Annotated in this window: 23 protein-coding genes; 11 read left to right on the plus strand and 12 right to left on the minus strand. The window is 67.7% G+C overall.

From position 1 onward, the window contains the following. Positions 1–66: 66 nt before the first annotated feature. The 5 genes from AC3FNH_RS21125 to rfaE2 all read left to right on the plus strand — a co-directional run bounded on the left by AC3FNH_RS21125 (position 67) and on the right by rfaE2 (position 5,018). Positions 67–900, plus strand: coding sequence for an enoyl-CoA hydratase/isomerase family protein (locus tag AC3FNH_RS21125; protein WP_488721446.1), 834 nt, complete (start codon positions 67–69; stop codon positions 898–900). 73 nt (positions 901–973) lie between these two features. Beyond that, positions 974–1,750: a PhaM family polyhydroxyalkanoate granule multifunctional regulatory protein gene (locus AC3FNH_RS21130; protein WP_276099133.1), complete on the plus strand. Its 777-nt coding sequence runs from the start codon at positions 974–976 to the stop codon at positions 1,748–1,750. Between the two features lie 41 nt (positions 1,751–1,791). Beyond that, positions 1,792–3,090 carry a patatin-like phospholipase family protein gene (locus tag AC3FNH_RS21135; protein ID WP_488721447.1) on the plus strand — a complete coding sequence of 433 codons (1,299 nt, stop codon included), beginning with the start codon at positions 1,792–1,794 and terminating at the stop codon, positions 3,088–3,090. 194 nt (positions 3,091–3,284) lie between these two features. After that, a complete protein-coding gene (locus tag AC3FNH_RS21140) occupies positions 3,285–4,142 on the plus strand; it encodes a ferritin family protein (protein ID WP_276099132.1) in 858 nt (285 codons plus the stop codon). Between the two features lie 381 nt (positions 4,143–4,523). After that, positions 4,524–5,018: a D-glycero-beta-D-manno-heptose 1-phosphate adenylyltransferase gene (gene rfaE2 / locus AC3FNH_RS21145; protein ID WP_276099131.1), complete on the plus strand. Its 495-nt coding sequence runs from the start codon at positions 4,524–4,526 to the stop codon at positions 5,016–5,018. 67 nt (positions 5,019–5,085) lie between these two features. Here the strand turns inward: rfaE2 and AC3FNH_RS21150 are convergent, their stop codons facing one another. From AC3FNH_RS21150 to AC3FNH_RS21160, 3 genes are all read right to left on the minus strand, one after another. Continuing rightward, positions 5,086–5,838, minus strand: coding sequence for an SPOR domain-containing protein (locus AC3FNH_RS21150; RefSeq protein ID WP_488721448.1), 753 nt, complete (start codon positions 5,836–5,838; stop codon positions 5,086–5,088). Positions 5,839–5,921: 83 nt separating this feature from the next. After that, positions 5,922–6,743 (minus strand): type III pantothenate kinase, encoded by an 822-nt coding sequence (locus tag AC3FNH_RS21155; protein ID WP_488721449.1) that lies wholly within the window; start codon positions 6,741–6,743, stop codon positions 5,922–5,924. Continuing rightward, entirely contained in the window at positions 6,740–7,600 is an 861-nt protein-coding gene (locus AC3FNH_RS21160) for a biotin--[acetyl-CoA-carboxylase] ligase (protein WP_488721450.1), read from the minus strand. The genes AC3FNH_RS21155 and AC3FNH_RS21160 overlap by 4 nt, the downstream gene beginning before the upstream one ends. A gap of 188 nt (positions 7,601–7,788) precedes the next feature. Between AC3FNH_RS21160 and AC3FNH_RS21165 the strand changes: the two genes are divergently transcribed. Genes AC3FNH_RS21165 through AC3FNH_RS21185 form a run of 5 tightly spaced genes read left to right on the plus strand, consistent with a single transcriptional unit; the run spans position 7,789 to position 12,653 of the window. Beyond that, the gene (locus tag AC3FNH_RS21165; protein WP_488721451.1) at positions 7,789–8,925 is read left to right on the plus strand and encodes an MlaE family ABC transporter permease; all 1,137 of its coding nucleotides are present in this window, start codon (positions 7,789–7,791) and stop codon (positions 8,923–8,925) included. After that, the gene (locus AC3FNH_RS21170; protein ID WP_276099126.1) at positions 8,922–9,791 is read left to right on the plus strand and encodes an ABC transporter ATP-binding protein; all 870 of its coding nucleotides are present in this window, start codon (positions 8,922–8,924) and stop codon (positions 9,789–9,791) included. The genes AC3FNH_RS21165 and AC3FNH_RS21170 overlap by 4 nt, the downstream gene beginning before the upstream one ends. Beyond that, a complete protein-coding gene (locus tag AC3FNH_RS21175; protein ID WP_276099125.1) occupies positions 9,788–10,729 on the plus strand; it encodes an MlaD family protein in 942 nt (313 codons plus the stop codon). The genes AC3FNH_RS21170 and AC3FNH_RS21175 overlap by 4 nt, the downstream gene beginning before the upstream one ends. 37 nt (positions 10,730–10,766) lie before the next feature. Then, the gene (locus AC3FNH_RS21180) at positions 10,767–11,393 is read left to right on the plus strand and encodes an ABC-type transport auxiliary lipoprotein family protein (protein WP_488721452.1); all 627 of its coding nucleotides are present in this window, start codon (positions 10,767–10,769) and stop codon (positions 11,391–11,393) included. A gap of 12 nt (positions 11,394–11,405) precedes the next feature. Beyond that, positions 11,406–12,653, plus strand: coding sequence for a VanZ family protein (locus tag AC3FNH_RS21185; RefSeq protein WP_276099123.1), 1,248 nt, complete (start codon positions 11,406–11,408; stop codon positions 12,651–12,653). 112 nt (positions 12,654–12,765) lie between these two features. Here the strand turns inward: AC3FNH_RS21185 and pcp are convergent, their stop codons facing one another. The 9 genes from pcp to AC3FNH_RS21230 form a co-directional block, all read right to left on the minus strand. Then, complete coding sequence (gene pcp / locus AC3FNH_RS21190) at positions 12,766–13,416, minus strand: pyroglutamyl-peptidase I (RefSeq protein WP_488721453.1); 651 nt, start codon at positions 13,414–13,416, stop codon at positions 12,766–12,768. A 14-nt stretch (positions 13,417–13,430) separates the two neighbouring features. Further along, positions 13,431–14,381, minus strand: a complete 951-nt coding sequence (locus AC3FNH_RS21195) for a DUF979 domain-containing protein (protein WP_488721454.1) — start codon at positions 14,379–14,381, stop codon at positions 13,431–13,433. A gap of 3 nt (positions 14,382–14,384) precedes the next feature. Next, a complete protein-coding gene (locus AC3FNH_RS21200) occupies positions 14,385–15,113 on the minus strand; it encodes a DUF969 domain-containing protein (protein WP_276099120.1) in 729 nt (242 codons plus the stop codon). Positions 15,114–15,212: 99 nt separating this feature from the next. After that, positions 15,213–15,953, minus strand: coding sequence for a 5-oxoprolinase subunit PxpA (gene pxpA, locus AC3FNH_RS21205; protein ID WP_276099119.1), 741 nt, complete (start codon positions 15,951–15,953; stop codon positions 15,213–15,215). An 11-nt stretch (positions 15,954–15,964) separates the two neighbouring features. Next, entirely contained in the window at positions 15,965–16,990 is a 1,026-nt protein-coding gene (locus tag AC3FNH_RS21210) for a 5-oxoprolinase subunit C family protein (RefSeq protein WP_488721455.1), read from the minus strand. Beyond that, positions 16,987–17,637, minus strand: a complete 651-nt coding sequence (gene pxpB / locus AC3FNH_RS21215) for a 5-oxoprolinase subunit PxpB (protein ID WP_488721456.1) — start codon at positions 17,635–17,637, stop codon at positions 16,987–16,989. Before pxpB ends, AC3FNH_RS21210 begins: the two co-directional genes overlap by 4 nt. A 211-nt stretch (positions 17,638–17,848) precedes the next feature. Next, entirely contained in the window at positions 17,849–18,844 is a 996-nt protein-coding gene (lipA, locus tag AC3FNH_RS21220) for a lipoyl synthase (RefSeq protein WP_224082877.1), read from the minus strand. A 47-nt stretch (positions 18,845–18,891) separates the two neighbouring features. Continuing rightward, a complete protein-coding gene (gene lipB / locus AC3FNH_RS21225; RefSeq protein ID WP_276099116.1) occupies positions 18,892–19,602 on the minus strand; it encodes a lipoyl(octanoyl) transferase LipB in 711 nt (236 codons plus the stop codon). Between the two features lie 163 nt (positions 19,603–19,765). Beyond that, positions 19,766–20,134 carry a DUF2917 domain-containing protein gene (locus tag AC3FNH_RS21230; RefSeq protein WP_276099115.1) on the minus strand — a complete coding sequence of 123 codons (369 nt, stop codon included), beginning with the start codon at positions 20,132–20,134 and terminating at the stop codon, positions 19,766–19,768. Between the two features lie 203 nt (positions 20,135–20,337). On the opposite strand from AC3FNH_RS21230, the gene AC3FNH_RS21235 reads away from it, so the two are divergent. Then, positions 20,338–21,297, plus strand: a complete 960-nt coding sequence (locus tag AC3FNH_RS21235) for a transcriptional regulator GcvA (RefSeq protein WP_488721457.1) — start codon at positions 20,338–20,340, stop codon at positions 21,295–21,297.

Consider the following 21,297-nt stretch of genomic DNA (forward strand, 5'->3'; position numbering starts at 1 on the left):
TTTGTGAATTGATCCAAATGGATCCATGCACCCGGCACGGCCCTTTTTCGATTGCGCAGCCCTGCCATGACGATACCGACCCCAGCCCCCACGCCGCTCTCTTCCCGCTACGAACGCTATCGCGCACTCACGCTGCGCCAGCATGGCCCGATCCTTGAAATCATCATGGGCGCGGCCCAATCGGCCAACCAGAAGCTGGCCACCGCGGACGCCAATATGCACCGCGAGCTGGCCGAGATCTGGCGCGACGTGTCGGCCGACCCCGAGGTGCGCGTGGCGCTGATCCGCGGCGAGGGCAAGGGCTTTTCCGCCGGCGGCGACCTGTCGCTGGTGGAGGCCATGGCCAATGACTTCGAGACCCGCACGCGCGTCTGGCACGAGGCGCGCGACCTCGTCTACAACGTCATCAACTGCGACAAGCCGGTGGTCTCGGCCATGCACGGCCCGGCCGTGGGCGCGGGCCTGGTGGCCGGGCTGCTGGCCGATATCTCGATCGCGGCGAAGACCGCGCGCATCGTCGACGGGCACACGCGCCTGGGCGTGGCGGCCGGCGACCATGCTGCGATCGTGTGGCCCCTGCTGTGCGGAATGGCCAAGGCCAAGTACTATCTGATGCTGTGCGAGTCGGTCAGCGGCGAGGAAGCCGAGCGGATCGGCCTGGTCTCGCTGGCGGTGGAAGAGGACGAACTGGTCGCGCGCGCGTTCGACGTGGCAAACCGGCTGGCGGCCGGTTCGCAGACGGCGATCCGCTGGACCAAGTACGCTCTCAACAACTGGCTGCGCATGGCCGGCCCCGCCTTCGATTCCTCGCTGGCGCTCGAATTCATGGGCTTTGCCGGCCCCGACGTGCACGAAGGCATGGCGAGCCTGCGCCAGAAGCGGCCGCCTGAGTTCAAGTAGTCCAACCAGACAGGACGGAGACAGACCGCGGCGCCCCTGCCTGCCCGGCTGCTCCATCCACGGAGCGCATGACATGTTCGGACAGATTCCTGATTTCACCAACGGCTTCGAATTCATGCGCAAGCTGTGGGGCAGCGGCGCGGGCTTGTCCGGCAGCCTGATGCCCGGCCTGCAGGCAGCCATGACGCCCCCCATGGATCTCGAAGACCTCGACAAGCGCATCCACGACCTGAAGGCCGTGGAAAGCTGGCTGCAGCTCAACACCAACCTGCTGCACACCACGATCCAGGGCCTGGAGGTGCAGCGCGCCACGCTGGTCGCGCTGCAGACCTTCGGCAATGCACTGTCGCCCGAGGCCATGCAGAACGCAATGGAAAGCGTCGCGCGCGCCGCCAATGCGCCGAGTGCCTCGCCCTCGCCCTCTGCGCAGCGCCCTGCCGCCAGCGACAAGCCGGCAGATGCAGCGGCGGCCTCTGCGCAGGAAGCGGCGGAACCCGGCGCGCAGGCGGGGTCAGGCAAGAGCGCGGACACGGCCCCGCCGCCCAACGCATCGCTATGGTGGGACATGCTGCAGCAGCAGTTCAACCAGATCGCGAGCGGCGCGGCGGCGGCCAGCATTGCCCCGTTCGGCATGAGCGGCTTTGCTACCGGTACGCCCGCCGCGGCGGCGAAGCCGGACGAAAAGCCCGCCGCCAATCCCGCTGGCACGGACAAGTCCGCGTCCGGCCCCGCGCGCAAGAGTGGCACCGCGCCGAAGGGGGCCACGAAGGACGCAGCCAAGAGCACTGCCGCGCGCAAGAAGCCATCGGGCGCTGGCAAGGCAGCCAAACCCGATAACGGCAACGAATAAGCGCGCCGACGTCCAGCGCCCGGCCGCTTTCAGCCCACCGCATGCATCGAGACAGCCTCCTCCACCATGAGGCCACGCCGCCACGCCACGGGCACCATGGCGGCGTGCAACGCAATGCCACCGCGCTGATCATGATGGGCGGCGGCGCGCGCGCGGCCTACCAGGCCGGCGTGCTCAGCGGCGTGGCGCGCATCGCGGCTCGGCATGGGCATGGCCACGAGCCGATACCGTTCGGCATCATCGCCGGCACCTCGGCAGGCGCCATCAACGGCGCCGGACTGGCGATCCAGGCGGCGGACTTCCAGGCCGCCGCGGATAGCCTGTCGGCACTCTGGCATGGCATCCACACCGACGACGTCTATCGCACCGACGTGCTGCGCGCGGGCGTGTCAGGCGCGCGCTGGTTGTCGGCACTGGCGTTCGGCTGGGTCACGCACCGCCGCGCGCCGCGCGCGCTGCTCGACAACGCGCCGCTTGGCAGCATGCTGGGCGAGCTCTTCGAAGGCCAGCGCGTGCAGGCCAGCCTCGATGCCGGCGTGCTGCAGGCGTTCGCGGTCACGGCGCTGTCCTACAGCACCGGACGGCACGTGACGTTCTACCAGTCGCACCGGCGCATCTACCCATGGCACCGCAGCCAGCGCATTGCGGTGCCCGCGCAGATCACGGTGGACCACCTGCTGGCCTCGTCCTCGATCCCGTTCCTGTTCCCCGCCATGGCGCTTGAACTTGAAGGCCATCACGAGTGGTTCGGCGACGGGACCATGCGCCAGATGTCGCCACTTTCACCGGCCATCCACCTGGGGGCTGCACGCGTGCTTGCCATTGGCTCCGCGTCGCGGCAGCGTCCGGGCTGGTTCGACACCGTGCCGGCCGGCGGCTATCCGTCGCTGGCCCAGGTCGGCGGACAGGCGCTGGCAAGCATCTTCCTGGACGGGCTTTCGGCCGACCTGGAGCGCCTGCTGCACATCAACCGCCTGCTGGCACGCATGCCGGAACTGGCGGGCGATACCGAAGGCTGGCGGCCCGTGCAGGTCATGACGATCTCGCCGAGCGAGCCCATCGAGGCCATTGCCGCCGAGCACCTGCAGCAATTGCCGCGCACCGTGCGCGCGCTGCTGACCCCGCTGGGCGGCACGGAAGCGCGCGGCGCCGCGTTTGCGAGCTACCTGCTGTTCGAGCCCGAGTTCACCCAGGCCCTGATCGCGCTCGGCGAACGCGACGCGGCAACCCAGGCGGATGAACTGGCGGCCTTCCTGTACGGCGTCATCCCGGGCACGCCGGCGACGCGTGGTGCCGACCACACAGGCGCCGCCCAGGTCACCCAGGCACCTGTTGCATAAAGACCGGTCGGCGCGCCGGCAAGCGCCGCCATTGGCACATTGCTGCGCACTTGTACCGCTAATCGCCCAAAATGGCGCCGAATCCGCTCGAACCACGGTGATAGTCGTTGCATTTGCGGCGATCCGCCCTAAAAAAAGGAAATAGAGAATAATTCGCATCTGGTAGAATCCGCCCGTAATTTCAAAGGCTTACCATGCTCTACCCCGAACTGTTCAAATCGTTGGAAGCGGTCCGCTGGCACATGGACAAGGACATCCCCTGGGATAGCTTCGACGCCAGCCTGCTGACCGACGACCAGGCCAAGACCATCCGCATGAACGCCATCACGGAATGGTCGGCCCTGCCGGCGACGGAGATGTTCCTGCGCGACAACCGCCACGACTCCGACTTTTCGGCCTTCATGAGCATCTGGTTCTTCGAGGAGCAGAAGCACTCGCTGGTGCTGATGGAGTACCTGCGTCGCTTCCGTCCGGACCTCGTACCGACCGAGGAAGAACTGCACGCCGTGCGCTTCGAGTTCGACCCGGCCCCGCCGCTGGAAACGCTGATGCTGCATTTCTGCGGCGAAATCCGCCTGAACCACTGGTACCGCCGCGCCGCCGAATGGCACTCGGAACCGGTCATCAAGCATATCTACCGCACGCTGTCGCAGGACGAAGCCCGCCACGGCGGCGCCTACCTGCGCTACATGAAGAAGTACCTGGCGCAGTTCGGCGACAACGCGCGCGCCGCGTTCGCCAAGATCGGCGTGCTGATGGCGTCGGCGCGCCGCACCGAAAAGCCACTGCACCCGACCAACCTGCACGTGAACAAGGCGCTGTTCCCGAACGACACCGTGCAGTCGCGCCTGCCCGATCCGGACTGGCTGGAGAAGTGGCTGGACGAGCAGATCCGTTTTGACGAAGGCTGGGAAAAGAAGGTGATCGAACGGATCCTGCACAATATGTCGCTGCTGTTCGAGCGCACGTTCGAAACCGTGCAGGACCTGAATCGCTATCGCAAGGAACTGAATTCGCGCCTGCAGGCCAGTGGCGGCGCGCAGCCGGCATGAGTTGCGGGATTTTCTGCTGCTGACGAAAAGCTCCATCGGATCGATGGGGCTTTTTTTTGGGGTTCTTCGCTGGATTGCGGGAATCGGGGAGGGGTTGGGGTGGGGTTAGTCATTCCCCATCCCCCATTCACCACGAAATCATTGAAATAAAAACTAAATCACCCCCCTTCGATAACGTGGTAATCAATATCGATTATCCATGCCCACTCCCGCAAACATTGGACGATTTAATCCAGTCCATTTTATAAGCACCGAAATATACGATAAGATGATCTCGCCTCCCACTCCGGCGAGGCCTTGCCCTGGCGGCGTGCAGGCTGAATCGGCTGCCAGGGGTCAAGCCGGGGTACCATTCCGGGGATGAAAAACCTGGCCCCAGACATGTCCGTACCCGATTTCGAATCCAAACTGACCCTGCCCGACGATGCCGCCGCGCTGGCCGCGCGCATCGCGGCGCTGCCGCGCCCGCTGGTATTCACCAACGGCGTCTTCGACATCCTGCACCGTGGCCACGCGACCTACCTGGCCCAGGCGCGGGCGCTGGGCGGCAGCCTGGTCGTGGGCGTCAACAGCGACGCCTCGGTCAGGATGCTGGGCAAGGGCGACGATCGCCCGCTCAACCATGAATCGGACCGCATGGCGCTGCTGGCTGCGCTGGCTTCGGTGGACCTGGTGGCCATGTTCCGCGAGCAGACCCCGGTGGAGCTGATCCGCCAGGTGCGTCCGGATATCTATGTGAAGGGCGGCGACTACGACATCGAGACGCTCGAGGAAACGCGCCTGGTGCGCAGCTGGGGCGGGCAGGCCATCGCCATCCCCTTCCTCCACGACCGCTCCACCACCAAGCTGCTGACCAAGGTCAGGCAGCATCGTTAAGGCAACGCGCCGGGGCCGGGGCCCTGATCCCGGCCCGTTATCCGCTTCTCTTACCGAAGCCGGGTCCTCAGGCGCCGCCGCAGTTCAGCAGCGTTTCCGCGCCGTAGCGCTGGCGCATGGCGTCCAGCCGCGCGCGCGCCGCTTCGTCGGCGCCGCGCACGCGCAGCCACGGGCGCATAAACGGGCGCGGCGCGTCGGCCAGCACGGCGGTGCGCACGCCTTGTCCGCGCAGGGTCTCCAGGTAGTGTTCGGCGTGTTCGCGTTCGCGGAACAGGCCCAGTGACACGGTGAACGACTCTGCTTCCGCTGCGCCGCTGGTCACCACCGAATAGTCGGTCACGTTGCGGCGGCGCAGTTCGGCCAGCTTGCGTTCGAGGTTCTCGCGCGTGGGCTGCGCCGGCAGGTGGATCCACCAGCGCACCTGTTCGCGGCGCTCGAATTGCTCTACCTGCCAGGAACCGCCGGCAAGGTCTTCGGCGGCGCGGCGCACGCCCTGCGCGCTGAACCCGCCGATTTCCACGCACTGGCTGTCGCTGCCCGCGCCCGCTACCGCCAGGACCTTGCCGGCCGGACCGGCGCCGCGCGGCGCCGCTGCGGGGGCCGCGCCGGACGCCGGAGGCGCGGGCTGAAGCTCCATGCGCTCGGTGCGTACCTGCTGGCGCAGCCGCGCCGGTTCTTGTGGCGAGCCGAGCCAGTCCGACAACGGGTCCGGCCCGAACACGCCCAGCACTGTCGCGAGCAAGACAACGTTTGCCAGCAGGAGCAACGGCAGCAGGATCGACAACCAATGCGGCTGGTCGGGCGGGCCTAGGCGGAACATGGGGGCGGTGCGGTGTGAAAAGTCGACGCGTTGACGATTGCGGGGTCGCCGGGATGTGGGCGGCGGTGTGTCCGGCGTGTCGCTCAGGGCGTTGCCATCGCGTGCAGCCCGAGCAGCACGAGATTATCGTGCATCTCGAACGGCACGGCGAGCGCGCCCGCCAGCGCGTGCCGCGCGCCGCCCGACAGCAGGCAGCGCGTGTGGCGGCGCGCGCTCAGCGTACGCCAGGTCCGCTCCACCGCGCCGGCCTGCGCGGCCAGGCAGCCCGCGGCAATGGCGTCATGCGTGTTGTCGGCCCACGGCAGGCGCGTGGCGGCGGCCGTGCCGGTGTCTGCCACATCCAGCGCCGGCAGTTGCGCCGTGTTGCGCGCCAGCGCGCCGAGCATCAGCGCCAGGCCCGGCAGGATCAGCCCGCCTTCAAAGCGCGCCGGGCCACCCGGCTGCGCCGTGACGATATCGAGCGTGGTGGCCGTGCCCGCCGTGACGATCAGCAGGGTCTCGCCGGGCAGCCAGCGGTGCGCGCCGATGCTGCCGACCCAGCGGTCCACGCCGAGCTGCGTGGGTTCGCGATAGCCATTGACGAGATCGCCGTGGGTGGCGGTGCTACGCACCCATTGCACTGCAGGGCATGCGCCGAACGCTGCCACGAGCATCGCGTCGACCTGGGTGGCAATCACCGGTCCCGCGACATTGGCGATCCATACCGACGGCATCGGCCCCTTGCCGCGCAGGTCGCGCAACGCACCGGCCAGCGCGCTCATGGCGCCTTCTTCCGTGTGCGCCACGGCACCGCCGTGCTGCCATGGCGTGGGCAGGTGCCCGGGTTCCGCCGCGGGTCCAGCCTCGCACCAGGCCCATTTCAGGCGGGTATTGCCGATGTCGATCAGCAGCACCGGCGCGCTCATGCCGCGCCTCCTGCGGGCCGCAGCGACAGTTCGCCGCTGGTAATGCGCTCCAGCCCGGCTGGTGTTTCCAGCAGCAGGTGACCGTCGCCATCGACGCCGCGCGCCATGCCTTCGGCCAGCACCTGGCCGTCGTGCAGCAGGCGCACGGGCTGGTCGCGATAGGCGTCCAGTGCGGACCACTGGGCCGCCATGGGCGCGAAGCCCTGCGCCAGGAACAACTCGCGCATCGCACCCAGCCGCGCGAGCACGGCGGCCAGCAGCCCGGTCGCGTCGCGCTGGGCGTCGAAGCCCGGCACGGCCTCGGCCACGCCGGCCAGTTCGCGCCCGAGCGCTACCTCCATCTGCGGATCGCGCACCAGGTTCAGGCCGATGCCGACCACGGCCCATACGCGCTGCGGACCGGCCGGCACGGCCTCGATCAGGATGCCGGCGAGCTTGCGCCCGTCGATCTGCAGGTCGTTCGGCCATTTCAGGCCGACGCGCGCGCCCAGGCCCGCGTCGACATCGCCCAGCGCCTGCGCGAGCGCCAGCCCGACGGCCAGGCTCAGGCCGCTCAGCTGCGACGGCGCCAGCGCCAGCGGCAGCGCCACCGAGAACGTCAGCCCGGCCTGCCCCTGCCAGGGACGGCCTTGCCGGCCGCGGCCGGCGGTCTGTCGGTAGGCCAGGCGCAGGATGGCAGCATCCGACCAGGGCGCCTGGCGGCAGGCCAGCGTCAGGTCGGCGTTGGTGGAACCGGTCTCTTCGACCAGTTCGAGCGCCCACCCTTGCAGTGCCTGGGGCAGCGCGGCGCGCAGGGCGACGGCGTCGATGCGCCAGGGTTGCGCGTTGGCGGGCTGCGGATGGGGGGCGGCGGTCATGGGAAAGCCTGAAAAGGACGTGGCAAGGGCGTGGAAAACCGGCAAGCGGCGCCGGTCTGGCCGGGTTCGGTAACCGCCGTGATGCAAGCGCCGGTTCCAAGGCCGCATTGTAGCCGCGGGCGCCCTTTGCTCGCGCCACCCCGGCCGGTGGCTTAGAATCGGGACTAAGCCATCACATTGCCCAGCCCTTGGAAAGCCAGACGACGCCTGCCTTCAACATCACGCGCCAGGACGGAACCGTCAGCGTGCAGCTGTGTGGCGACTGGACCGCGCTCGCCCTGGCCGGTTGCCACCAGGCGCGCACCATGCGCTCGCGGCTGCACGCGTTGACGGAAACGCCCGAGGACGCCCACTGGTCGCTGGCCGGCGTGGACAAGCTCGACCATGTCGGCGCGCAACTGCTGTGGCAGGCCTGGAACGGCAAGCTGCCGGAGCAGCTCGACGCAAGCGACGGCCAGCGCCGCGTGTTCGAGCGCATTGCCAACCTGCACAGCGACGGCTGGAAGAAACATATTGTCGACCGGTTCAATCCGATCACGGTATTCGGTGGCTCGGTGCTGTCGTTCGGCGAGCAGGCTGCCAACGGCGTCAGCATGCTGGGACAGCTCGCCTTCGACCTGATCCGCTTCGCGCGCATGCCGCAGCGCGGACCGTGGCGCGAGATTTCGGCCAATATCTACAACATTGGCTACAAGGCGCTCGGCATCACGGCACTGGTCGGCTTCCTGATCGGCATCGTGCTGTCGTACCTGTCGGCGAACCAGTTGCGCACGTTCGGTGCGAGCACCTTCATCGTCAACATCCTCGGCATGGCCGTGATCCGCGAGCTTGGCCCGGTCCTGGCCGCGATCCTGGTCGCCGGGCGCTCGGGCTCGGCCATCACCGCGCAGATCGGCGTGATGCGCGTGACCGAGGAGCTCGACGCCATGCGCGTCATGGGCATTTCCCACGGCTTCCGCCTGATCATGCCGCGCGTGGTCGCGCTGGCTGTGTGCATGCCGCTGCTGGTGGCGTGGACGGACGTGCTGGCCCTGACGGGCGGGATCCTCGCCGCACGCATGCAGCTCGGCATCAGCCCGACGTTCTTCCTGCGCGCACTGCCCGACGCCGTGCCCGTGGCCAATCTGTGGCTGGGCCTGGGCAAGGGGGTGGCCTTCGGCATGCTGATCGGACTGGCCGCCTGCCACTTCGGGCTGCGCATCAGGCCCAATACCCAGAGCCTGGGCGAAGGCACCACGGCTTCGGTGGTGGTGTCGATCACCATCGTGATCATTGCCGATGCCATCTTCGCCGTGATGTTCAAGGACGTAGGCCTGAGACTATGACCACCGCAGCCACAACGACCACCCTGCCCGCCCTGCCCGCCGTATCCCCGACCCCGGCCCCCGCCCGCGGCGATGCCGTCATCGAGGTGCACGACCTGGTCAAGCGCTACGGCAAGGCCGTCGTGCACGACGGGGTGAACCTGGACGTGTACCGCGGCGAAGTCCTGTCCATCGTGGGCGGCTCGGGCAGTGGCAAGACGGTGCTGCTGCGGCAGATCGTCGGGTTGGAGCGGCCCACCTCGGGGTCGATCCGTGTCTTTGGCGAAGATCCGACCCGCCTGAAGCCCGCACAGCTGCAGGCACTGCGCAATCGCTGGGGCCTGCAGTTCCAGGGCGGGGCGCTGTTCTCGGCATTGTCGGTCATCGACAACATTGCGCTGCCGCTGCGTGAACTCCGGGCCCTGCCCGACAATCTGATCTGCCAGGCGGCCCTGCTCAAGCTGCAGATGGTGGGCCTGTCGGCGCGCGATGCCGACAAGATGCCCTCGGACCTTTCCGGCGGCATGACCAAGCGCGTGGCGCTGGCGCGCGCGCTGGCGCTGGAGCCGGAACTGCTGTTCCTGGACGAGCCCACCGCCGGCCTGGACCCGATGGCCTCCGACGGTTACGTGGCATTGATCCGCGAGTTGCGCCGCGAACTGGGACTGACCGTGGTGATGATCACGCACGACCTCGACACGCTAGTGGCGCTGTCCGACCGCGTGGCCGTGCTGGCCGACCACAAGGTGCTGGCCGCGGCGCCGATCGAGGAAGTCGTCAAGGTGGACCACCCGTTCATCCACGACTACTTCCTCGGCGAACGGGCGCAGCGCGCGATGCAGGCCCTGCAGCCGGCCTCCGGCGGCGCGCAACCTGGAGAAGCATGATGGAAAACAAGTCACACGCATTCCTTGCCGGACTGTTTACGATCGGCCTGGCCGTGCTGGTGCTGTTCGCGATCTTCTGGTTCAGCAGCGACCACGCCGTGCGCGTGCCGTACGACCTGATCACGCGCTCGACGGTGAACGGCCTGGGGCCTCAGGCGGACGTAAAGTACCGCGGCCTCGAAGTGGGCAAGGTGGTGTCGATCCGCTTCGACCCGCAGGTGCCCGGCCAGATCATCGTGCGCGTCAATGTGAACAAGGACACGCCGATCACGCGCACCACGTACGCCACGCTGGGCTTCCAGGGCGTGACCGGCATCGCCTACGTGCAGCTCGACGACACCGCTGCGGAGGAGGGCGCTGTCACGTCGCCGCCGCTGCAAACCTCGCCCAAGGCCGTGGCGCGCATCGCCATGCGTCCTGGCTTCTTCGAGGAGCTGGAAAAGCGCGGCGACTCGCTGCTCACGCAGGTCGAGACGATCATGACCTCGCTCAACGACATGTTCCAGGCCAACAACCGTGCCGAGCTGATGGCGGCGATCCGCTCGATCCACAAGACCGCTGACGACTACTCGAGGCTGTCGGCTTCGCTCGCGCCCGCGGCGGCGCAGTTCCCGCAGGTGACCGACAACCTCAATGCGACGCTGCAATCGACACGCCGGCTCACGCATGAACTGGCCAACCCGAACGGCACGGTGCTGCGCACGGTCGATACGGTCGGACACGACCTGCAGGGCGCGGCCGAGTCGATCCAGTCCGCCGCCGGTACGCTCAGCCAGGAAACGCTGCCGCAGGTCAACGGCCTGGCGCGCGACGCACGTCAGACCGCGCGCACCTTCGAACGCGCGGCCGGACAGTTCAGTGACAGCCCGAACAGCCTTCTGTTCGGCTCGCCAACGCCGGTGCCGGGTCCGGGCGAGCCCGGCTTCAGCGCCCCGTGACCGGCAGGCCAGCCCTGATGACCCACCGAGGCCAACCGTGACATCGACACCAGACCTGCCCACTGCCCGCCGCGCCGCCAGGACCCTGTTCGCCGCGCTGGCCATTGTGTCCGCCCTTGCCGGCTGCGCGCTGACCCGCTCGTCGCCGCCCGTCACCACCTACGACCTGGGGCCGCCGCTATCCGCGGAGAATTCGGCCGGCACGCTGCCGAAACTGAGAATCGCCCAGACCGACGGTCCGACCTGGATGGAAGGCAATGCGCTGTTTTACCGCCTGCAGTACGCGCAGGCGCAGCGGATGCAGTCCTATGCCACGCAGCGCTGGGTGGTCCCCCCCACGCAACTGTTCGACGGCCGCCTGCGCGAAGCCGTGGCCGCGCGCGGCGCGCTCACATGGTTTGGCGACACCTCCGTGCCCGCGCTCAAGGTCGACATGCTCGAGTTCGAGCAGGTCTTCGACAGCGCCACTGAAAGCCGCGGCGTGGTGCGCGTGCGCGCCACCGTGTACCACCAAGGCATGATTGGCCAGCAGACCTTTACCGCGCGCGAGCCGGCGCCCAGCGCCGACGGCGCGGGTGGCGTCAAGGCGCTGGCGGACAGCACCGACAAGGTGATCGCCGACATGCTGGCGTGGGCCGCCACGCTGCCCTTGCAGGGCAAGTAGGACAACAGCATCATGGTGCCGGCCCCCACGCCGCCTCCCATGCCGCCGCAGGCACCGCCGCCGGAGGCGAACGAGCCCAGGCACTCGCCACTGGCGCGGGTGGGTCTCGTGTGCTTCACGCTGCTGGTGGTCTACGCCAGCCTGTACCCGTTCAGCGGCTGGACCGATAACGGCATCTCGCCGTTTGCGTTCCTGAGCGCGCCCAAGCCGCGCTATATCACCGAGTTCGACCTGCTGACCAATGTGCTCGGCTACTGTCCGTTCGGTGCGCTGGTGGTGCTTGCCTTGCACCCGCGCGTATCGGGCGCGCGCGCCACGCTGATCGCGTTCGTCGCGGGGGCCCTGCTCTCCTGCTGCATGGAGGCGCTGCAGACCTGGCTTCCGAGCCGCATCTCCTCGAACATCGACCTCATCACCAATGCACTGGGCGCGCTGCTAGGCGGCGCCGTCGTGGCACCGTTCACCTCCGCGCTGATCGACCGCGGCACGCTCACGCAACTGCGCACCGCGTGGTTCGAACCGCATGCGAGCTTCGCCATCATCCTGCTGCTGCTGTGGCCGTTCGCGCAGCTCTTTCCGCAGGAGCACCTGTTCGGCATGGGCGGCATCGTGCGCGAATGGCTGACCGACCCTGACTCGTGGCCCATGCAGGTGCTGCAGATGCTGGTGCCGTCGCTGCCGGCGTGGCAGGAAAGCATCGGCCTGCGCCCGGAGGACATGCAGAGCCAGCAGTTGCTCGAAACGCTGGTGACGGCCAGCAGCTGGCTGGGCACCGGGCTGTTCGCATCGATCGCGATGCGCCGGCACGCGCCGATGCTGCGCATCCTGGCCGGTCTGCTGGCCACGGCGCTGCTGATCAAGGCCGCCGTGGCGGAACTGCAATTCCCCGATGGCAACGCCTTCATCTGGTTGTCGGAAGGCGGCCGCTTTGCGCTGCTGACCAGCTCGCTGGCCCTGGCCCTGCTGCTGTATGTGCCGCGCTGGCTGCGCGCGGTGCTTGCCCTGGCCGCGCTGCTCACGCTGGTGGTGCTGACCAATGTGCTGCCGTCCAATCCGTATGCGTGGATCTCCGAACAGGGCTGGCGCATGGGGCGCTTCGTCCATTTCAACAGCCTGGCGCAATGGCTCGGATGGCTGTGGCCGTTCCTGGCGTTCTGCTATGTGATGTGGCGCTTTGAACAGGTGAGCCTGGGGCGGCATGAGCGGCGCAAGGCGGCGGCGGCGCGCAGGGCGGCGGTGAAGAGGGAGAAGGTGACATAGCAGCGCGCGAGGCAACGATGGCGATTGCCACCGGATTCGGCGCTTGCAGAAGGGAGTTCGCGGAGAAGTGGCCGCCGGTCTGGAGACCGGCCGGCTACAGTAGTGGATGGGCTCAGTGCAACTGCCCACCCTGTTCACGTACATCGACCTCCGTTGCCAGCGTTGTGGCAACAGCCTGGCGGATACCGCGGATCATCATCTCCAGGGACATGCTGGGCTGGCCCGGATGACGCGCTGCCTGCTCGGGCAGGTAAGGTATATGGATAAAGCCGCCACGCACGCCTGCGCCGGCAGGCGTCGCGAGGGCGTGCATCAGTCCGTAGAACACGTGATTGCAGACGAACGTTCCTGCCGTTTGCGAGACAGCGGCAGGGACACCGGCCTCGCGCATGTCACGCACGATAGCCTTGATCGGCAGCGTCGAGAAATACGCAGCCGGACCCTGCGCGGCGATCTCGGTATCGATGGGTTGCGCACCGGCGTTGTCGGCGATGCGGGCATCGTCGACGTTGATTGCCACGCGCTCGACCGACATCTCGGCGCGTCCGCCTGCCTGTCCAACCGCGATGGCCACGGCGGGCTTCTGTTCGCGCAGCAGCGCGCCCATGGCGTCGATCGCCGCGCCAAACACGCACGGCAACTGGCGCGCAATGACGATGGCATCGCCAATTCGCTCGCCATCGAGCGCGCGCACCGCTTCCCATGACGGATTGACCGGCTCGTTTTCGAACGGCTCGAAGCCTGTGAGCAATACGGTGCGCATGGCGGGTCTCCGGATTACATGAGGAAGTACAGCAGTGCGATATTGGCGGTCAGGATGGCCAGCGCGGTAGGCACCTGCGCGCGAATCACGGCGTTCTTGTCTTCGAGTTCCAGCAGCGCGGCCGGCACGATGTTGAAGTTCGCCGCCATCGGCGTCATCAGCGTACCGCAATAGCCCGAGAACATGCCGATGGCCGCCATCACCGCCGGGTTGCCGTGGAACATGCCGACCAGGATCGGCACGCCGACGCCGCCGGTCATGACCGGGAACGCGGCAAAGCCGTTGCCCATGATCACCGTGAACAGCGCCATGCCGACGCAGTACACCACCACCGCGACCAGCTTGTAGTCCATGTTGATGTACGCGGTGGTCAGGTACGCCACGGCCTTGCCCACGCCGGCGTCGGCAAACACGAGCCCAAGCATCGCCAGCATCTGCGGCAGCACCAGCGCCCAGCCGAGCGAGTCCGTCAGCCGGCGCGATTCGCGCACGCCCTGCACAACCGAGTCGCGCGTGAGCCAGCACACCACGCCCAGCGAGATCAGGCAGCCGATGCCGAGCGAAACGAAGGTCACGTTCTTCGGATCAAGCAGAGGGATACCCGCGATCTTCACATCCTTGAACAGCACGGTGCCGATCACCGTCACCAGCGGAATCAGCAGCGCGGGCACGAACAGCTTGTTGCCAAGGCGGCGCGCGCTGGCGCGGCGCTCTTCTTCGGGCAGCGTGTCGTGCTTGCCGTGGCCTACGCCGCCAAAGCCGGCAATCAGCGCCATCACCACGGCGCCGATGCCCACTGCCGCGGGCGGCAGGCGGTCACCGATCAGGAAGACGATGGCATACAGCAGCCAGAACAGGCCCGTGCTGAAGCGGCGCGGATGCTCGCGGTCGGCGAAGGTCAGCAGCGCGGTAATGGCAAGGACCAGCCCCGCGAGCCAGTACAGGTATTCGATGGAGATGATCATGGCTTACTCCCCGCTCTTGGCAGCGACATTGACGGCGGGAGCCTTGCCCCCAAGCTCGCGCTCCAGCCACCCATCCAGGCGCTTCAGGCGCACCGCGTGGATCAGGAACGCGCAGATCGCGGTCGGGATGCCCCATGCGGCGATATGCAGCGGCTCCACGTCGATGTTCGACGACAGCAGGAAGGTATGCATCAGCGCAATCGCGCCGAAGGCCACGAAGATATCCTCGCCGAAGAACAGGCCGACGTTGTCGGTGGCCGCGCAGAACGCCAGCACGCGCTGGCGGATCGGTTCCGGCAGGTGGCCGAAGCGGTTCTCCGCCGCGCCTTCCGCCATCGGCGCCAGCAGCGGGCGCACCATCTGCGGATGCCCGCCGAGGCTGGTGAGGCCCACCGCCGCGGTCAGCTCGCGCACGCCGAGGTAGACGATCAGCAGGCGGCCCACCGTGGCCGATGCGATGCGCGCGATCCATGCCTGCGCATGTTCGCGCAGCCCGTGCCGCTCCAGCAGGCCGATCACGGCCAGCGGCAACAGGATGATCAGCGGCAAGTTGCGCGCCTTGACGAAGGCGGTGCCGATCGCGGTGAAGATCTGCATGACCGGCATCGATGCCGCAAGGCCCGTGGCAATGGCGGCGAGCGCCACCACCAGCATGGGATTGAAGCGCAGCACGAAGCCGATGATGATGACGCCGACCCCGATCAGGGGCCAAAGGTTGACTGCCTGTTCCATAAGAGACCCCTGAGAGCGTGATGGAAACGAGCGGCCTTCAGCCGTCGGACGGAATGACGGGGAAGGCCGTGGAAAATACCGGTAGCCGGGCTTGCCGCCTCAGGCTCCGGCGCGGACCGCGATGCCTTCGGCGCCGAGCCGCTCGCGGATGCGGCGCGCGAAGTCGAGCGCGTGGGCGCCGTCGCCGTGCAGGCACACGGTTTCGGCACGGATCGGTACCCAGCTGCCGTCGATGGCGCGCACGCGCTGCTCGCGCACCATGGTCAGGGTCTGGTTCAGGGCGACTTCCTCGTCTTCGTGCAGCGCGCCGGGCGTGCCGCGTTTGACGAGCGAGCCGTCGGGGTTGTAGCCGCGGTCGGCAAAGACTTCTTCCTTGACGCGCAGGCCGGCCTGGCGCGCCACCTCGATCATCTTGCTGCCGGCAAGGCCGAAGAAAACGAGGTCGGAATCGAAATCGCGCACGGCACGGACGATTGCCCCGGCCAGCGCCGGATCGCGCGCGGCCTGGTTGTACAGCGCGCCATGCGGCTTGACGTGATGCAGTTGCCCGCCCTGCGCGCGCACCATGGCGGCGAGCGCGCCGATCTGGTACAGCACGTCCGCGTAGACGGCTTCCGGGTCGCGCTGCATCTCGGTGCGGCCGAAGTTGTCGCGGTCCGGGAAGCTCGGGTGCGCGCCGATGGCGACGCCCCGTTCGATGGCCCACTTCACGGTCTGCAGCATGGTGGCGGCATCGCCCGCATGCCAGCCGCACGCCACGTTGGCGGAACTGATCAGCGCGAGCAGCGCCTGGTCATTGCCACAACCTTCGCCAAGGTCGGCGTTCAAATCGATCTGCATTGCGTTTCTCCTTAGGCTGCGGCGCGCGTACGGGTGCGGCGGCGCGCGGCTATGGTCATGCCATCGCCCTGCCATTGCAGGGCCTGGTCTATCTGGCGCAGGTAGCGATCCACTGCTGCCTGCGCGGCAGCGGCCTCTTCGAGCGTGACGCGCACAAAGCGTACCGGCGCGCCCAGCGGCACCTGCGCCAGGCGCCACAGGTCGGCGCCAATCACGACGCCGATCTTCGGGTAGCCGCCGGTGGTCTGTGCATCGGCCATCAACGCGATCGGCTGGCCGGCCGGTGGCACCTGGATCACGCCGGGCACCACGCCATGCGAGAGCAGGTCGGCACTGCGCTCTGCCTTGCGCGCGAGCGCCGGACCTTGCAGGCGCAGGCCCATGCGGTTGCTGTTCGGCGTGATGGTCCAGTCGGACTCCCACAGCGCGGCCTGCGCGGCGGGCTCGAAATCGTCATACTCGGGGCCGGGCAGCAGGCGGATCGGCATGGCGCCGCCGGCATCGGCGTCGGCAACAGGCAGCGCCCACGACGGCGCCTGTACGCCGAGCCAGCCCGAGTCCCCCGTCACACCGGGGCGTGCCGCAGGCAGGCGATCGCCCTCACGCAGCGCACGGCCGGCATAGCCGCCGAAGCCGGCCTTGAGGTCGGTGCTGCGCGAGCCCATCACCGGTTCCACGTCGATGCCGCCCGCGACGCACAGGTAGGCACGCGTGCCGCCGCGCGTGGCGGGCAGCGTCAGCGTGCTGCCGCGGCGGACGTCGAAGGCATGCCAGGACCAGACCGGCACGCCGTCCAGGTTGGCGCTGCACTCGGCGCCGGCCAGTGCCACGCGCAGATCGTCATGGAAGCGCACGGCCGCACGACCGAGCGTGAATTCGATGGCGGCGCAGCCAGGCGCATTGCCGAGCAGCCGGTTGCCGAGGGTCAGCGCCAGCGGATCCATGGCGCCGGCGCGCCCCACGCCGAAGCGGCGAAAGCCGGTGCGGCCAAGGTCCTGCACCGAGGCCAGCGCTCCGGGCCGGATGATCTCGATCACGCGATGACCTCCTCGACAACAAAACGCACGGTATCGCCGGGGGCGAACAGCGAAGGCGGATCGCGATCGGCCACGAACAGCGCGGCATCGGTACGCCCGATCAATTGCCAGCCGCCCGGGGCGGACGCCGGATAGATGCCGGTCTGCTCGCCGCCAATGCCGACCGAGCCGGCCGGCACCGCCAGCCGTGGCTCGCGACGGCGCGGCGTGGCCAGTTCCGGCGCCAGTCCGCCCATGTAGGCAAAGCCGGGCTGGAAGCCTAGGAAGTAGACCACGTACTCGCCTGCGCTGTGGCGACGCACCACTTCCTGCGGGCTCAGGCCCGTATGCGCGGCCACATCGGCCAGGTCGGGCCCGTGCTCGCCGCCGTAGCGCACGGGGATCTCCACGAGCCGGCCGGCGGCCTGGCTCGCCTCGCCCGACGCCCACGCGAGCTTCAGGTTGCGCTCGAGCGCCGCGATATCGGCCGTCTCGTCGAAGATCACTGTCAGGTTATTCATGCCGGGCACGACGTCGACAACGCCACGCCAGTCGCCGGCACGTGCCGCCATGGCCCAGATGCGCCGCTGGACCTCGAGCGAGGCCGGCGGCGGCACGCTGCAGAGCAGCGCCTGTTCGGCAAGACGGTGGACGGTACAGGAAGTCATGGGCAACACCGGCAGGAACCCTGCTGATCAGTGTAGGCCCGTATGGCACCAGATGTGACTCACCAGCAATTCATCGACAATTTATCGATGAATTCATCATAACGAAACATGGAAGGGCCCGGCACTAAGGATTGACCCTAATAGGGACGAACAAAAGCAAGACGGCCGGGTTTCCCCGGCCGTTTTGCTCATTCCGATGCGATGGCGCCGATCAGGCAAACCCCGCCTGATGCGCCTGCTGGTCGGCGTGGTACGAGCTGCGCACCATCGCGCCCACGGCGGCGTGCGTGAAGCCCATCTTGTAGGCCTCTTCCTCGAACATCTTGAAGGTATCGGGATGGACGTAGCGCAGCACCGGCAGGTGGTGGTTCGACGGCGCGAGGTACTGGCCGATGGTCAGCATGTCGATGTCGTGCGCGCGCATGTCGCGCATGACTTCGAGGATTTCCTCGTCGGTCTCGCCCAGGCCGACCATCAGGCCGGACTTGGTCGGCACGTTCGGGTTGCGGCGCTTGAACTCCTGCAGCAGCTTGAGCGAGTGCGCGTAGTCGGCGCCCGGGCGGGCCTGCTTGTACAGGCGCGGCACGGTTTCCATGTTGTGGTTCATCACATCGGGCGGGCAGGCCTGCAGGATGTCCAGGGCCTTGTCCAGGCGGCCGCGGAAGTCCGGCACCAGCACTTCGATGCGGGTTGCCGGCGACAGCTCGCGGGTCTGGCTGATGCAGTCCACGTAGTGCTGGGCGCCGCCGTCGCGCAGGTCATCGCGGTCGACGCTGGTGATCACCACGTAGTTCAGCTTGAGCTGGGCGATGGTGCGGGCCAGGTTGCCCGGCTCGTTCACGTCGAGCGGATCGGGACGGCCGTGGCCGACATCGCAAAACGGGCAGCGGCGCGTGCACTTGTCGCCCATGATCATGAAGGTGGCGGTGCCCTTGCCGAAGCATTCGCCGATGTTCGGGCAGCTCGCTTCCTCACACACCGTCACCAGGTTGTTCGCGCGCAGGATGTCCTTGATCTCATAGAAGCGCGAGTTGCCGGTTGCGGCCTTCACGCGGATCCAGTCCGGCTTCTTGAGCTTCTCGGCCGGCACGATCTTGATGGGAATGCGCGCGGTCTTGTCGGCAGATTTCTGCTTGCGGGTCGGATCGTACTGCTCCGCGGGGGATTGCGGGGTGTCGCTGGAGGAGGCGATCAGGGCGTCGCTCATAAATATCTCCGCACGCCAGGGCGTGCAATTCGCTTGTCAGCTTGTCACTAAGAGGCCAGGGCCGGCGTGGCGGCAGTCTTGTCTGCCGCCAGCGCACGGGCTTCGCGCGCTGCCAGCACCTCGCACAATGCCGCCGCCAGGCGTCGCGCGATGTCAGGTTGTTGTGCGGCGGTCACGGGCTGGTCCTGCCAGTGTCCACCTGCGGTGGCCATGTCGACTGTTTCCAGGCCGGCATAGCCACAAGGATTGATGCGCAGGAACGGCGCCAGGTCCATCTGCACGTTCAGGCTGACGCCGTGGTAGCTGCAGCCATTGCGGATCTTGAGCCCGAGCGCGGCAATCTTGGCGCCCCGGTGCGGCCCGTCCGACAGGTAGATGCCGGGGGCGCCGGGCTTGCGCTCAGCCGCGAGATTATACGCCGCGAGCGTGTCCAGCACGGCCTGCTCTATGTCGGAAACCAGCTCCCGCACCATCAACTTGCGGCGCTTGAGATCGAGCAGCAGATAAGCCACCACCTGACCGGGGCCGTGATAAGTGATCTGTCCACCACGATCGATCTGCACCATCGGAATGCGCTCGTCCGGTGCCAGCAGGTGCGCGGGATCGCCCGCCTGGCCCAGCGTGTAGACCGGCGGATGCTCGACCAGCCAGAGCTGGTCGGGCGTCTCGGGCGTGCGCGCGGCGGTGAAGGCGCGCATGGCGTCGAAGCAGGGCTGGTAATCCTCGCGGCCCCGCTCGATGACTTGAATCGGATGCATGGCGAGAGTTTAACGAAAAGGGCCGGCTTGCGCCGGCCCCTGCCACGCTCACGCGGGTATCCGTCAGGCCCGCCGCGCGTCCGGGCTGCCTGGTTCATCACCTGGCTTCGACCAGACCAGGCGCAGCTGTGCCGCGCTTGGCGAGGATAGCCTGTTCATTGGCTCAGGCGGCCGTGACGTGATCGTCGCCTGGCGTCCATTCCGTGCCTCGAACCAGGCGCCGCAGTGCGCGGTACACGAGGTGCGGGACATCGGCCAGCGTCGGCACCGGGCGGCGCGCCTCGGCAATCAGCGCCAGGCGCACGGCGCGGCGCGCGCGCGGATCGATGCTCAGCACCACTTCATCGCCACGCCGCAGCAGCAGGCTCGCGCCACAACGCAGCCAGTAGTCCTCGGAATCGCCTTCGCGCGTGATCCACAGGTCGACGCCGGCGGCGTCCTCCACATGAAGACGCTGTGCCGCGTGAATCGACAGCGCGGTGACTTCGCCGGGGCTGAGGGTGAATACTGTCGTTGTGAGCAGGGCTTGCATGTTGGATCTCCTATCCGCCGGCCTCGGCAGGTTTGCCGAGTCTTGCCATCTGACCGGTACTGGCCTGGTTTTTCCGCCAGGCCACTTCAATTCGCAGAGGCAATGGGGCGCCGGTGATCTGAATTCTAGTGATTGCCCGGGCACTGGCAAAACGATATATTTTTGAAGTTCTTGTTAGGCAAATTCACAAAGCGGAGGCTGTCATGGCATGGAAGGGTGCATGGGAAAGGGACATGCCGCGCGGCTGGCACCGTGAACTGCCACGCCTGCCGGCCCTGACGGCGCTGCGCGCGTTCGAAGCGGCGGCACGGCACGAGAGCTTTTCGCGCGCGGCGACCGAGCTGTTCGTCACGCACGGCGCGGTCAGCCACCAGATCCGCGCACTGGAAGACGAGCTGGGCATGCCGCTGTTCGAGCGCCACGGCAAGCGGGTGGCGCTGACGCCGTCCGGGCGGCTGTACGCCGAGCGCATCCGCGATGCCCTGTTGCAGATTGCCGACGCCACGCGCGTGCTGCAATCCGGCAACCGCGACAAGCGGCTGACCATCAGCACCATGCCGTCCTTTGCCGCGCGCTGGCTCACGCCGCGCATCGGCAGCTTTATCGAACGGCATCCGGAACTCGACGTCGAGTTGCTGTCATCGAACACGCTCGTGGATTTCGGCCAGGAAGAGGTCGATATCGCGCTGCGCATGGGAACGGGCGACTACCCGGGACTGTATGTGGAAAAGCTGCTCGATGATGTGTTTTTTCCGGTCTGCAGCCCGGGTTTCAACGGCGGGCGCCTGCCGGAACAGCCAGGTGACCTGGCCGGCCTGAACCTGCTGCGCGGCGAAGGCGACCCATGGAAGCCGTGGTTCGAAGCCGCGGGGCTGGACTGGCCCGAGCCGCGCAAGGGGCTGCTGCTCGAAGATTCGTCCCTGCTGCTGCAGGCAGCGGCCGAAGGCCAGGGCATTGCGCTGATCCGCTCCTCGCTCGCCTACAACGACCTGCTGTCCGGGCGGGTGGTGCGGCTGTTCGATGTCGGCATTCCGTGCCCGTGGCTGCTTTACTTCGTATGCGCACCCGGGGCACTGGATACACCCAAGGTGCAGGCGTTCCGGGGGTGGCTGTTGCCAGAGATAGACCGCTTCCGGGAAGTGCTGGCGCAGTGGGCGGACTGA

It is taken from the genome of Cupriavidus sp. 22TCCZM01-5 (assembly GCF_057798915.1).

Bases quoted from the DNA above. Each gene is read 5' to 3' on its own strand.
- AC3FNH_RS21170 (WP_276099126.1), top strand. From the start codon at position 8,922: ATGACCACCGCAGCCACAACGACCACCCTGCCCGCCCTGCCCGCCGTA.
- AC3FNH_RS21195 (WP_488721454.1), bottom strand. From the start codon at position 14,381: ATGATCATCTCCATCGAATACCTGTACTGGCTCGCGGGGCTGGTCCTT.
- pxpB (WP_488721456.1), bottom strand. From the start codon at position 17,637: ATGACTTCCTGTACCGTCCACCGTCTTGCCGAACAGGCGCTGCTCTGC.
- pxpA (WP_276099119.1), bottom strand. From the start codon at position 15,953: ATGCAGATCGATTTGAACGCCGACCTTGGCGAAGGTTGTGGCAATGAC.
- lipA (WP_224082877.1), bottom strand. From the start codon at position 18,844: ATGAGCGACGCCCTGATCGCCTCCTCCAGCGACACCCCGCAATCCCCC.
- AC3FNH_RS21200 (WP_276099120.1), bottom strand. From the start codon at position 15,113: ATGGAACAGGCAGTCAACCTTTGGCCCCTGATCGGGGTCGGCGTCATC.
- rfaE2 (WP_276099131.1), top strand. From the start codon at position 4,524: ATGTCCGTACCCGATTTCGAATCCAAACTGACCCTGCCCGACGATGCC.
- AC3FNH_RS21175 (WP_276099125.1), top strand. From the start codon at position 9,788: ATGATGGAAAACAAGTCACACGCATTCCTTGCCGGACTGTTTACGATC.
- AC3FNH_RS21125 (WP_488721446.1), top strand. From the start codon at position 67: ATGACGATACCGACCCCAGCCCCCACGCCGCTCTCTTCCCGCTACGAA.
- AC3FNH_RS21160 (WP_488721450.1), bottom strand. From the start codon at position 7,600: ATGACCGCCGCCCCCCATCCGCAGCCCGCCAACGCGCAACCCTGGCGC.
- AC3FNH_RS21150 (WP_488721448.1), bottom strand. From the start codon at position 5,838: ATGTTCCGCCTAGGCCCGCCCGACCAGCCGCATTGGTTGTCGATCCTG.
- AC3FNH_RS21155 (WP_488721449.1), bottom strand. From the start codon at position 6,743: ATGAGCGCGCCGGTGCTGCTGATCGACATCGGCAATACCCGCCTGAAA.
- AC3FNH_RS21230 (WP_276099115.1), bottom strand. From the start codon at position 20,134: ATGCAAGCCCTGCTCACAACGACAGTATTCACCCTCAGCCCCGGCGAA.
- lipB (WP_276099116.1), bottom strand. From the start codon at position 19,602: ATGCATCCGATTCAAGTCATCGAGCGGGGCCGCGAGGATTACCAGCCC.
- AC3FNH_RS21140 (WP_276099132.1), top strand. From the start codon at position 3,285: ATGCTCTACCCCGAACTGTTCAAATCGTTGGAAGCGGTCCGCTGGCAC.
- AC3FNH_RS21185 (WP_276099123.1), top strand. From the start codon at position 11,406: ATGGTGCCGGCCCCCACGCCGCCTCCCATGCCGCCGCAGGCACCGCCG.
- AC3FNH_RS21135 (WP_488721447.1), top strand. From the start codon at position 1,792: ATGCATCGAGACAGCCTCCTCCACCATGAGGCCACGCCGCCACGCCAC.
- AC3FNH_RS21235 (WP_488721457.1), top strand. From the start codon at position 20,338: ATGGCATGGAAGGGTGCATGGGAAAGGGACATGCCGCGCGGCTGGCAC.
- pcp (WP_488721453.1), bottom strand. From the start codon at position 13,416: ATGCGCACCGTATTGCTCACAGGCTTCGAGCCGTTCGAAAACGAGCCG.
- AC3FNH_RS21130 (WP_276099133.1), top strand. From the start codon at position 974: ATGTTCGGACAGATTCCTGATTTCACCAACGGCTTCGAATTCATGCGC.